Annotated in this window: 12 protein-coding genes; 8 read left to right on the forward strand and 4 right to left on the reverse strand. The window is 57.9% G+C overall.

What is annotated here, in order from left to right; translation table 11 throughout:
• Positions 1-24 precede the first annotated feature (24 nt).
• Positions 25-2,442, reverse strand: a complete 2,418-nt coding sequence (ybbP, locus tag PSSD_RS17350; RefSeq protein ID WP_058973085.1) for a putative ABC transporter permease subunit YbbP — start codon at positions 2,440-2,442, stop codon at positions 25-27.
• Positions 2,439-3,125 carry a putative ABC transporter ATP-binding protein YbbA gene (ybbA, locus tag PSSD_RS17355; RefSeq protein WP_058973086.1) on the reverse strand — a complete coding sequence of 229 codons (687 nt, stop codon included), beginning with the start codon at positions 3,123-3,125 and terminating at the stop codon, positions 2,439-2,441. The genes ybbP and ybbA overlap by 4 nt, the downstream gene beginning before the upstream one ends.
• Here ybbA and tesA point away from each other — a divergent pair.
• The 5 genes from tesA to PSSD_RS17380 all read left to right on the forward strand — a co-directional run bounded on the left by tesA (position 3,093) and on the right by PSSD_RS17380 (position 6,895).
• A complete protein-coding gene (gene tesA / locus PSSD_RS17360) occupies positions 3,093-3,719 on the forward strand; it encodes a multifunctional acyl-CoA thioesterase I/protease I/lysophospholipase L1 (protein ID WP_197063317.1) in 627 nt (208 codons plus the stop codon). The genes ybbA and tesA overlap by 33 nt on opposite strands.
• Before the next feature lie 31 nt (positions 3,720-3,750).
• Positions 3,751-4,524 carry an SDR family oxidoreductase gene (locus PSSD_RS17365; RefSeq protein ID WP_058973087.1) on the forward strand — a complete coding sequence of 258 codons (774 nt, stop codon included), beginning with the start codon at positions 3,751-3,753 and terminating at the stop codon, positions 4,522-4,524.
• Positions 4,525-4,603: 79 nt separating this feature from the next.
• Positions 4,604-5,458, forward strand: a complete 855-nt coding sequence (locus PSSD_RS17370) for a thioredoxin family protein (RefSeq protein ID WP_039330576.1) — start codon at positions 4,604-4,606, stop codon at positions 5,456-5,458.
• Between the two features lie 64 nt (positions 5,459-5,522).
• On the forward strand, positions 5,523-6,437 hold the full coding sequence (locus tag PSSD_RS17375) for an SPFH domain-containing protein (protein ID WP_039330577.1): 915 nt from the start codon (positions 5,523-5,525) through the stop codon (positions 6,435-6,437).
• Positions 6,437-6,895 carry an NfeD family protein gene (locus tag PSSD_RS17380; RefSeq protein WP_058973093.1) on the forward strand — a complete coding sequence of 153 codons (459 nt, stop codon included), beginning with the start codon at positions 6,437-6,439 and terminating at the stop codon, positions 6,893-6,895. Before PSSD_RS17375 ends, PSSD_RS17380 begins: the two co-directional genes overlap by 1 nt.
• Here the strand turns inward: PSSD_RS17380 and cueR are convergent.
• Positions 6,871-7,287, reverse strand: a complete 417-nt coding sequence (gene cueR / locus PSSD_RS17385) for a Cu(I)-responsive transcriptional regulator (protein ID WP_058973088.1) — start codon at positions 7,285-7,287, stop codon at positions 6,871-6,873. The two genes, PSSD_RS17380 and cueR, sit on opposite strands and share 25 nt — an antisense overlap.
• A gap of 223 nt (positions 7,288-7,510) precedes the next feature.
• On the opposite strand from cueR, the gene copA reads away from it, so the two are divergent.
• From copA to ybaK, 3 genes are all read left to right on the forward strand, one after another.
• Complete coding sequence (gene copA / locus PSSD_RS17390) at positions 7,511-10,015, forward strand: copper-exporting P-type ATPase CopA (RefSeq protein ID WP_058973089.1); 2,505 nt, start codon at positions 7,511-7,513, stop codon at positions 10,013-10,015.
• Between the two features lie 71 nt (positions 10,016-10,086).
• Complete coding sequence (locus PSSD_RS17395) at positions 10,087-10,887, forward strand: TraB/GumN family protein (protein ID WP_058973090.1); 801 nt, start codon at positions 10,087-10,089, stop codon at positions 10,885-10,887.
• Positions 10,888-11,156: 269 nt separating this feature from the next.
• Positions 11,157-11,636 (forward strand): Cys-tRNA(Pro)/Cys-tRNA(Cys) deacylase YbaK, encoded by a 480-nt coding sequence (ybaK, locus tag PSSD_RS17400; RefSeq protein ID WP_058973091.1) that lies wholly within the window; start codon positions 11,157-11,159, stop codon positions 11,634-11,636.
• On the opposite strand, the gene PSSD_RS17405 is transcribed toward ybaK, so the two are convergent.
• A partial coding sequence (locus tag PSSD_RS17405; protein ID WP_201023830.1) for a substrate-binding domain-containing protein occupies positions 11,633-12,125 on the reverse strand: 493 nt, incomplete at its 5' end. The genes ybaK and PSSD_RS17405 overlap by 4 nt on opposite strands.

Below are 12,125 nucleotides of genomic sequence, written 5' to 3' on the forward strand. Positions count from 1 at the left end.
GCGGCATTCATGCCGCCCAATCCATTATGCCGCCTCAAACCTTCTGAATAGCGCCTTACCCTTCAGCAACCGCACGCCCAACCAGCCACCGCACACCGACAGCAGCAGCGCGCCGCAGATCGGTAACGCGATCCACAACGTCCAGTCTGGCTCCCAAGGGAAATCGAAGATCTTGCGCTGCAAGCCCCACAATGCCGCTTCGGCACCCAACGCCGCCGCCACACCCGACACCACGCCCAGCAACGCAAACTCACACCACAGCGTGCCGCGCAGCAGCCGTTTGCTGGCGCCCAGCGTGCGATATACCACCAGCTCCTGCCTGCGCTGGCGCATGCCGACCTGAATCTGCGCCAGCAACAGCAGCACGCCGCAGGCAGTGACCAGCACCACCATGATCTCTAGCGCCTGGCTCACCTGAGCCAGCACCTGACCGATCTGCTTCAGCATGCTCCCCACATCCAGCAAACTGAGCGTCGGGAATGCGCGGTTAAGCTGCGCCAGTAGCACCGGATTGTTATCCATGCGGAAGCTGGTGAGCCAGGTTTGCGGCTGTTGATCCAGCGCACCTGGCGGGAAAATAAAGAAGAAATTCGGGCGCAGGCTTTCCCAGTCGACTTTACGCAGGCTGGTGATTTTGGCGCTGAACTGCTGCGTATCGCCACTGAAGGTCAGGGTATCGCCCAGCTTCAGGCCCAGGCGATCCGCCAGCTCTCCCTCCATCGACACTTCCCCCGCTTTCGGTGGCCAGGCACCGGCAAGCAACGGGTTGTGATCCGGGCGATCCGCCTGCCACGTCAGATTGAGTTCACGGTTAAGGGCATTATCCATTTTCGGATCGGCTTCTTTGCCGTTCAGCTCAGTGAGACGCGCCCGCACAATCGGGTAGAAGGTTTCGGCTTTGACCTGATGCTGGCTGAGGAAATCGCGCACTTGCGGCACCTGCTCCTGCGTCATATTCAGCAGGAAGTAGTTTGGCGCATCCGGCGGTAACTGCTGCTGCCAGCGATCCAGCAGGTCGCCGCGCATCACCAGCAGCAGTGCCAATAACATAAACGACAGCGAAAACGCCGACAGCTGGCTCAGCGTCATGACGGGTTGTCGTAACAAACGGTTGATGGCCAGCCGCATCGCGAGGTTGCGCACCACCAGCTTACGCAGCAGCAACAGCGTGCCCCAGCCGAGCAGTGACAGCAGCAGCGCCAGCATCACCACACCGGCCAGCAGCGCCCACAGCATTTTGCTGCCGCCCATCAGCAACGCCAGCAGCGCAATCACCACCAGCGCCATGGCGGGCAGATAAATGCGCAGCGGCCAGACGTTTGCCACCGCATCACGACGCAACACACGCAATGGCTGCGTTGCCATCAACAAACGATAAGGGCGCAATCCCACCAGCAGCGAAATCACAAACATCGCGCCAATCGCCCACAGCCACGGCCAGAAGCTGGCGGCGGGCAGCGCAGCGGGCAGCACCGGTTTGAGCATCACCAACAGGATGATTTCAATCCCCTGCCCCAGCACGCTGCCCGCTATAGCAGCCAGTAACAGCACCGCCAGCCACTGGCCGATGATCAGCCGCTGCAATGCCTGTCGCGTGGCACCCAATGTTTTCAGCACCGCCACCAGATCGTAACGGCTTCGGCAGTAGTGGCTCATCGCCACCGCCACGGCAGCGATCGCCAGCATCAAGGTCAGCAGTGCCGACAGCAGCAAGAATTGCTGTGCGCGCTGCATCGAACGCCCGAGCGCATCCTCTGAATTCTCTACGCTGATCCAGCGCTCACCGGCCTTCAGTTGTGGCTGAATCCAGCTGTCATAGCGCGCCAGCGGGGCCGGATCGCCCGAGAATTTGTAGCGCCAGCTGAGTCGGCTGCCGGGCTGGATCGCACCGGTTTTCTCCACGTCGGCCAGATTCATCAGCAGGCGCGGCGCAGTCTGGAAGGGATTGAAGCCGCCATCCGGCTCCTGAATCACCTCACCGGCGATACGCAAGGTGGTGTCACCGACATCAACATTGTCGCCCACTTTCAGATTGAGTAAGGCCAGCAGACGCGGCGCGACTAATACCGTACCCGCCTGAGGTTTTAAGCCGGGTGGATCGGTCTGCAAGGTGCCGAACATCGGATAGGCGTCATCAACGGCTTTGATGTCCGCCAGCTGCGGCGTTTGTTCGGCGAAGGTCATGGTCATAAAGCTGAGCTGGCGGCTCACAGAGAGCCCCTCATCACGCGCTTTATTTAGCCAGGCTTCTGGCGCGGGCGCACTGCTGCGTAAGGTGCGGTCTCCTGCCATAAAGTCTCGGCTTTGCTGGCTGAGCCCCTTCTCCATGCGATCGCTGATTGAACCCAGCGCCAGTACACAGGCCACCGCCAGCGTTAACGCCAGCCAGACAATCAGTAATGATGGTGAGCGCCATTCACGCCAGAACCAGCGCCAAATCATGACTCCTCCCACAGCTTGCCGTCACGCAATCGCAGCCGACGATCGCAACGCGCCGCCAGCTGTTCATCGTGCGTCACCAGAATCAGGGTGGTGGCGAAATCGCGGTTGAGAGAGAAGAGGAGATCGGCGATGCGATCCCCGGTTTTACGATCGAGGTTACCGGTGGGTTCGTCAGCAAATAGCAGGCCGGGGCGTCCGCTAAAGGCACGAGCCAGCGCCACACGCTGCTGCTCGCCCCCCGAAAGTTGCGCGGGCAGATGGTGTAATCGATCCTTGAGCCCCAGCTGCGTCAGCAGTTCTACCGCCTGGCTGCGGCTATCGCGATCGCTGTCGCCACGCAACAGCGCGGGCAGTTGCACGTTTTCCAGTGCATTGAGGGTCGGCACCAGCATAAAGGATTGAAACACAAAGCCCACTTCACGCGCGCGCAACGCGGCACGCTGCTCTTCGTTCATGCTGTGCAGCGGCTGGCCCAGCAGGTTCACTTCGCCGCTGCTGCCATCATCCAGCCCCGCCAGAATGCCCAACAGCGTCGATTTGCCCGAGCCCGACTCACCAATCAACGCAATGGTCTCGGCTGGTTTGACAACCAGCTCAACTCCGGTAAGGATGGTCAGCTGATGCTCTCCTTGACCGACGGACTTAGTAAGATGATGAACTGCAACAATGTTTTCCGCTGGCATTATCCCTTCCTGTTGTTATTGCTTCTGCTGGTGTCTCGCATCGCCGCCGCCGATACCTTGCTGGTACTGGGCGACAGCCTGAGCGCCGGGTATCGCATGTCCGCTACCGCAGCATGGCCCAGCCTGCTCGATAAAACCTGGCAACAGCAGCCCAGAATTATTAACGCCAGCATCAGCGGAGATACCGCCGGACAAGGGCTGGCGCGTTTGCCGGGCCTATTAAAACAGCATCAACCCCGTTGGGTGTTAATCGAATTGGGCGGTAACGACGGTTTGCGCGGCTTCCCACCCCAGAACATCGCCCAGGATCTGAGCAAAGTGATCGACGAAGTGAAAGCCGCCAAGGCACAGCCGCTGCTGATGCAAATTCGTCTACCCGCTAATTATGGACGTCGCTATACCGAGGCGTTCAGTGCGATCTATCCGCACCTGGCACAGCAGTACAACATTCCTCTGGTGCCCTTCTTTATGGAGCAGGTCTATCTGAAGCCGGAGTGGATGCAGCAGGACGGTATTCACCCCAATCCGGATGCGCAGCCGTTTATTGCCAACCTGATGGCGAACGAACTGGCCCCGCTAGTAAAGCAGAATTAATGCAGGCGTGTGATTTTTAACAGGTAAAGAAATGCAAAAAACGATTCTTATCACCGGCTGCTCCAGCGGCATTGGCTTAGTGGCCGCGAACGATCTGCTGTCACGCGGGTATCGCGTAATGGCCGCCTGCCGACGTCCTGAGGATGTCGCACACATGGAAGCACTGGGCTTTATTGGCATACAACTTGATCTTGATGACGCGGAGAGCGTAGATGCCGCGGCGGATCGCGTGCTGGCATTATGCGATCACCGCCTGTACGGCCTGTTTAACAATGGCGGATTTGGTCAGTACGGACCGCTCACCAGCGTGTCACGTGCACAGCTGGAGAAGCAGTTCTCCACCAACCTGTTTGGCACCCATCAACTGACGATGCGCCTGCTGCCCGCACTGCAAGCCAGCGGAAATGGGCGTATCATCAACACCAGTTCGGTGCTGGGGCTAATTTCCACGCCGGGTCGCGGCGCCTATGCCGCCAGTAAATGGGCATTGGAAGCCTGGAGCGATGCACTGCGTATGGAAGTGCGCGATTCTGGCGTGCGGGTGAGCCTGATCGAACCGGGTCCGATTGCCACGCGCTTCACCGACAATGTGCATCAGGGCGAGCAGGATAAACCGGTACGCAACCCTGGCATTGCCGCGCGCTTTACTCTGCCGCCGGAAGCCATTCTGCCGAAGCTGCGCCATGCGCTGGAGAGTAACCATCCGCGCCTGCGCTATCCCGTGACCCTGGTCGCGTGGATCATGAGCGTGCTGAAACGCCTGCTGCCGGGTTGGATGTTGGATCGCATATTGCGCAGCAATTAAGCGGCATGCCAGATTTAAACTTGAAGCGGGGCCGCTTGCCCCCATATCCTCAACACACTTTCTGCAAAGAGACGTATTCATGTCACAGGCTTTGATTATCGACATCAACGAATCCAACCTGCAACAGACGCTGGAGCAATCCATGCAGTTGCCGGTGCTGTTTTATTTCTGGTCCGATCGCAGCCAACACTGCCAGGAACTGACGCCGGTTCTGGAGCGTCTGGCGCAGGAATATGCCGGTCAGTTCATTCTGGCCTCACTGGATTGCGATAAAGAGCAGCGGGTGGCAGCACAGTTTGGTCTGCGTTCCATTCCCACCGTGTACCTGTTCCAGAACGGCCAGCCGGTTGATGGCTTCCAGGGTCCGCAGCCGGAAGAGGCGATCCGCGCTCTGCTGCAGAAAGTTCTGCCGCGTGAGGAAGAGCTAAAAGCGCAGCAGGCGATGCAACTGCTCGACGAAGGTAAACCCTTAGATGCCCTGCCACTGCTGAAAGATGCCTGGCAGCTTAGCAACCAGAACAGCGAAATCGGTTTCCTGCTGGCAGAGGTGCTTATCACCCTCAACCGCAGTGAAGAGGCTGAAACCGTGCTGGCGGTGGTGCCGTTGCAGGATCAAGACACGCGCTATCAAAGCCTGGTGTCACAAATTGAATTGCTGAAACAAGCTGCTGATACACCGGAGATCCAACAACTGCAGGAACAGCTGGCGAGTGAGCCCGCGAATGCTGAGTTGGCTGCTAAACTTGCATTACAGCTGCACCAGGTGGGCCGCAATGAAGAAGCGTTGGATCTGCTGTTCAGCTTCCTGAAAAGCGATCTCAGCGCGGGTGAAGGTCAGGTTCGTAAGATGTTCCAGGAGATTTTAGCTGCCCTCGGCACTGGCGATGCCCTCGCGACTCGTTACCGCCGCCAGCTTTACTCGCTGCTGTACTGATCGGTACCGCACGTTAAACGGGCCGAAGCGACTCGGCCCGAAAATCTGACAACCAGGAGGTTATATGTTGACTGTGATTCCCGTCATAATCGTGCTCGCGTTAGTGACAGTCTGGGCAGGCGTAAAAATTGTGCCACAAGGTTTTCAGTGGACGGTAGAGCGCTTTGGTCGCTACACCAAAACCCTTCCCCCCGGTCTAAGTTTAGTGGTGCCCTTCATGGACCGCATTGGTCGTAAGATCAACATGATGGAGCAAGTCCTCGATATCCCTTCGCAAGAAATTATCTCCAAAGACAATGCCAACGTCACCATTGATGCCGTGTGCTTTATTCAGGTGGTGGACTCGGCGCGGGCCGCCTATGAAGTCAGCAATCTTGAGCTGGCGATCCTCAATCTCACCATGACCAACATCCGTACCGTGCTGGGTGGCATGGAGTTGGATGAGATGCTGTCGCAGCGCGATAACATTAATACCCGCCTGCTGCACATTGTGGATGAAGCCACCAATCCATGGGGCGTCAAAATCACCCGTATCGAAATTCGCGATGTGCGACCACCGCAGGAGTTGATTGCGGCGATGAACGCGCAAATGAAGGCGGAACGTACCAAACGCGCTGACATCCTGACGGCAGAAGGCGTGCGTCAGGCGGCCATTCTGCGTGCCGAAGGGGATAAGCAGTCGCAAATTCTTAAAGCGGAAGGTGAACGAACCTCAGCCTTCCTGCAAGCTGAAGCGCGTGAACGTCAGGCGCAGGCGGAAGCCAACGCCACACGCGTGGTCTCCGAAGCGATTGCCGCCGGGGACATTCAGGCGGTGAACTACTTCGTGGCACAAAAATACACTGATGCCCTGCAAAAAATTGGCGAGTCCCACAACAGTAAAGTGGTGATGATGCCGCTGGATGCCAGCAGCCTGCTCGGTTCGATTGGTGGTATCAGTGAACTGCTGAAGGAGAGCCGTCAGGAGCGTAAACCGTGATCCTGATGGAACTGATTGCCCATCCACACTGGTTCTGGCTCACCCTCGGCGGCCTGCTGCTGGCGGCTGAGATGCTCGGCACCAGCGGTTACCTGCTGTGGAGCGGACTGGCAGCGGTGTTGGTCGGTCTGATCGAGTGGTTATACCCCTTCTCGTGGACCAGCCAGGGCGCGCTGTTTGCCGTCCTCACGCTGCTGTGCGTGTTTTTCTGGTATCACTGGATGCGTTATCGGGAAGTATCGCAACAGCCAAATACCCTTAATCAACGCGGTTCTCAACTAATCGGTATGCAGTTGACGCTGGATAACGCCCTGAAAGATGGCTTGGGCCACGTGCGCATTGGCGACAGCAGCTGGCGTGTGCAGGCCAAAGAAGATCTTCCCGCCGGTACGCCGGTGATCGTGACCGGTGTGGTGGGCATTACGTTGCTGATTCAGCCACGTTTTCCCTCGGCCTGATGGCAACATCCCGCGAGATGATTGATGATTGGGCACTCGGCACTGTCATCACCCGGGCATGCCTCCGCCAGTTCCAGCAGTCGCGCGCGCATCGCGTGCAGTTCTTCGATGTGCGTGGCGATTTCATCGGCTTTCTTCAGGGTGCGAGCCTTCACATCCGCGCTGTGGCGGGCAGGATTATTAAACAACGTCACCAGCTCGCGGCACTCTTCCAACGTAAAGCCCACCTGCCGCGCCTGGCGTAGCAGATTGAGTTCATCAATATGGTGCGCTGCATAGCTGCGATAACCGTTGTCACTGCGTAACGGGGCCGTCACCACGCCCTTCTCTTCATAAAATCGAATGGCTTTACTGCTCAGCCCGGTCTTTTTTGCTACATCGCTGATGTTCATTTTTCACCTCTTGACCTTCCCCTGAATGGAAGGTTTACGCTTATCTCCATCATAATTCAAGCCCCCTCATGGGGCCTACTCTTGGTACAGGTGCGTGAGCCGCGTGGCTTCACCTCAGTCACTTACATAAGTAAGCGCCTGGGGATTTATCCACTTGTTGCCTTCCTGCAACCCGAATATATGCAGGATGTAATTTTATCACTGACAGATGAAGAGGTTACCTATGTCACACAATCAATTACTGGCGCTGGAAGGCTTGTCTTGCGGCCACTGTGTCAAACGGGTCAAAGAAGCGCTGGAACAGCGCGACGATGTCGAACAGGCCGAAGTCACCCAGCAGGAAGCGCGCGTCATCGGTGCGGCCAGCGCTGACGATCTGATTGCCACCGTTGAACAGGCAGGCTATCACGCCACAGCGGTAGACAGCCCAAAGCCTAAACCGTTGCCAGCCTTAGCGCCGCCGCCGGAGGCACTGGCAACGGAGCCACATACCCAACCGGCAGCTGAAAACCTTCCTGTCCACCATCTGCTGATTGGCGGCATGAGCTGTGCCAGTTGCGTCAGCCGGGTGGAACAGGCGTTACAAAAAGTGCCCGGTGTCAGTCAGGCACGCGTCAACCTCGGTGAGCGCAGCGCGCTGGTGCTGGGCGAGGCACCCGCTGATGCGCTGATGAGCGCGGTGACGTTGGCGGGATACTCTGCCGAAGTGATCGATGATGAACAAACGCGGCGTGAACGTCAGCAAGTGAGTGCGCAGCAAGCCATGCGCCGCTTTAGCTGGCAGGCCGCGTTGGCACTGCTGTTTGGTGTGCCGCTGATGATCTGGGGCATGCTCGGCGACAACATGATGCTGAGCGACGCCAACCAAACATTGTGGCGCTCGCTCGGCCTCATCACTCTGCTGGTGATGGTGATTGCTGGTGGCCATTTTTATCGCAGCGCATGGCGCAGTTTGCGTCACGGCACGGCAACCATGGATACCTTAGTCACCTTGGGCACCGGTGCGGCCTGGCTCTATTCCATCAGCGTGGCGCTGTGGCCCGAGTTTTTCCCGATGCAGGCGCGACACCTCTATTTTGAAGCCAGCGTAATGATTGTTGGTTTAATTAACCTCGGGCATGCGCTGGAGCAGCGCGCACGCCAGCGGGCATCAAAGGCGCTGGAACGTCTGCTGGATCTGACGCCCGCGCAAGCTCGCGTCATTAGCGATCAGGGCGAAACCTTACTGCCCTTGAGCGAAGTCCAGCCAGGCATGCTGTTGAAACTGGTAACGGGCGACCGCGTGCCGGTGGATGGTGAAGTCGAAAGCGGCGAAGCCTGGTTTGATGAAGCGATGTTGACGGGTGAAGCCGTGCCGCAAGCTAAACAGCCGGGTGATAAAGTCTATGCCGGAACGCTGGTGCAAGATGGCACGCTGCGCTTTGTGGCGCGCGCTACCGGCAGCCAAACCACCCTTGCTCGCATCATTAATCTGGTGCGTCAGGCGCAAAGTAGCAAGCCTGAAATTGGCCGATTAGCGGACCGCATTTCGGCGGTGTTTGTGCCCGTGGTGGTTGCGATTGCCCTGTTGAGCGGTCTGGTGTGGTATCTGATCGGCCCGCAGCCACAGCTCGCCTACACCCTGGTGATCGTCACTACCGTGCTGATCATCGCCTGCCCTTGCGCCCTGGGTTTGGCCACGCCGATGTCGGTGATTGCAGGCGTCGGACGCGCAGCGGAACTTGGCGTGTTGGTGCGGGATGCGGATGCGCTGCAGCGCGCCAGCGAAGTCGACACTATCGTGTTTGATAAAACCGGCACCCTGACGCGCGGCACACCAGAGGTCAGTGATGTGCTGTTGTATGGCGACTGGAATCGTCAGCAACTGCTAAGCGCCGCCGCGCAGTTGGAGCAGGGGTCAAACCACCCGCTGGCAAAAGCCATTCTGGCGGCAGCGCCAGACATCAACGCGGAGCCCTCAAAGCAATTTCGTACAATACGCGGCAAAGGCATCAGCGCTAAAGTCGCTGGCAGAACACTGTGGCTCGGCAATCAGGCGCTGCTGGACGAACAGCAGATCGATTATTCGGCCGCGCAAGCCGATATCGAACGCTTCGCGCAGCAAGGTGCCACGCCGGTGCTGCTGGCGGATAATCGTCAACTGCTGGGTCTTATCGCCCTGCGTGACAGTTTGCGCCCAGAGAGCAAAGCCGCGTTACAGCGCCTGCATCAGTTGGGGTATCGGCTGATTATGTTGACCGGCGATCACCCGAAAACTGCGCAGGCGATTGCCGCAGAAGCCGGGATTGATGAAGTGATTGCCGGCGTATTGCCCGAAGGTAAAGCGCAGGCGATTGGCCAGTTGCAGCAGCAAGGGCGCAAAGTGGTGATGGTTGGCGATGGCATCAATGATGCGCCCGCTTTGGCACAAGCTGATGTGGGTATCGCCATGGGCGGCGGCAGTGATGTGGCCGTTGAGACCGCCGCTATGACGTTGATGCGCAATGATCTGCACTGCGTGGCCGACGCGCTGGCGATGTCGAGCGCCACGCTGCGGAATATGCGTCAGAATCTGCTGGGGGCGTTTATTTACAACAGTTTCGGTATTCCGATTGCCGCTGGGGTGCTGTATCCCTTTACCGGGATGTTGCTCAGCCCGATTGTTGCAGGTGCGGCCATGGCGCTGTCGTCGATTACGGTGGTAAGCAACGCTAACCGTTTGTTGCGGTTTAAACCTTCACAACGGTAATCGCCCTCTCTGCCCTGTTTTTCAGCGAGTGAAATCGCTAGCATGGATTTTTGACTCTAAAAGGACAGGGCATGAGACGCAGTCTGTGGCAAAGCCTTCAGCAACTGGCCGCTACCCTTTTTCCGGCGCGTTACAGCTGGCCGGCGATGGATATGCAATTAGGTGACCGCCGCCTGCATCTGGCTGGCAGCATTCACATGGGTACGCGCGATATGCAGCCGCTGCCCGAAGGGTTACTACGACAGCTCAACAAAGCCGATGCGCTGATTGTGGAAGCGGATATCACCCAAGGTGCATCGCCCTTCACCAACGACGATATGCATCCTCCGCTGGCCCTGCGCCTCGATGCAGAGGTTCTGCAACGGCTGGATGCCCTGTGTGATGAGCTTTCGCTGTCGATGGGCATGTTTGACACCCTGCCCTTTTGGCAAATCGCCTTGATGCTTCAAGCTCAGCAGGCGCAGCGCCTGGGATTGCGCCCGCAGTACGGCATTGATTATCAGCTGTTGATGGCGGCGAAAGCGGCCAATAAGCGCATTATCGAACTGGAAGGCCCGGAAACGCAGATTGCGCTGTTGAAATCGCTTCCACAGGATGGCCTGCCGCTGCTGCTGGATACGCTGGAACACTGGCATACCAATGCACGTTTGTTGCAAACCATGATCAGCTGGTGGCTGGACGCCCCGCCCAGTCAGCAACCGGTGGCGCTGCCCACAACTTTTAGCAGCGACCTTAATGACACTTTAATGCGTCATCGCAATCAGCACTGGCGTGAATTGCTGCTGGCGCTGCCAAAAGGCCGTTATGTGGTGGCCGTGGGAGCGCTGCATCTGTATGGCGAAGACAATCTGCCGGGATTATTGAAATCGTAGCGGCGTTGATAATAAGTGCGCATAAATGCGCGCGCTACGACTCGCACGGACGTAGGGTTGCCATTTATGGCGACCTTCATAGCGAATGCTTCAGCTTGATGACAAAAAAAGAAGGCCAATATCGCTATTGGCCCGTCAAAGAGGAATTTGTTTATGATTTTGGTTATCACCAGGGTTGCTGGCGCGGGCCAATTCTCGCGCAAAGTTCAGAATTTCGCCAGTAATTTTCGTCCAATCTGAATTAAGAATTTTTGTCGCAAGGAACGAATATGACACCCGCTGTAAAACTGCTGGAAAAACAAAAGGTCGCATTTACGCTGCACCCTTACGATCATGACAGCCATGAAACCAACTTTGGCGACGAAGCGGTGCGCAAGCTCAATCTGGATGCGCGACAGGTGTTTAAAACCCTGTTGGTGGCGCTCAACGGTGATGCTAAAGCGCTGGCGGTGGCCGTGACTCCGGTTTCTTCCCAGCTCGATCTCAAAAAAGTGGCGAAAGCGCTGGGAGCGAAAAAAGCCGATATGGCCGATCCACAGCTGGCACAGCGCGTAACCGGTTATCTGGTGGGTGGCATCAGTCCTTTAGGGCAGAAAAAGCGTCTGCCGACGGTGATCGATCAGCAGGCGAGCGAGTTTGCCACCATCTTTATCTCCGGTGGTAAGCGCGGGCTGGATATTGAACTGGCCGCACAGGATCTGGCGCGGCTGCTGGATGCGAGTCTGGCGGATGTCGCACGTCGCGATTAACTGGGCTGCTGCGCGCACAGTTGATCTATCATCCAACGCCCGGCCGGTCCGGGCGGATTGCGGCGCGACCAGATGACATCCACCGCAATGCGCTGCGGCCAGCCAGGTATCGGCAACTCTTTCAATACCTGATGACCAAACTGCTCCACCAGCCAGCGCGGCAACACACTCCAACCAAACCCCTGCTCCGCCATCTCCAGCAACAGTAAATAGGAGGGGGCTGACCATACGCGTCCGGCAGGCAGCGGTTCACGATTTTGCACCCAGGTATTCAGCCGCAGATGGCGTAGCTCACCCAGTTGCGCTTCACTGACCTGCTTTAACTGCGACAGCACATGATCCTGATGCAGATAGATCGCCATCTGCGCCCCTACCTGTAAACGTGCCACCGCCAAATCGGGCGGGAGCTGTGGTTGCGCCCGCACCACGCCCAAATGGACGCGCCCCGCCTGCAGCAGGTCGATCGCATCGGCATCCTCGGCGATCATG

The sequence above is a fragment of the Type-D symbiont of Plautia stali genome (assembly GCF_001485335.1).
GTDB lineage: Bacteria > Pseudomonadota > Gammaproteobacteria > Enterobacterales > Enterobacteriaceae > Pantoea > Pantoea vagans_C.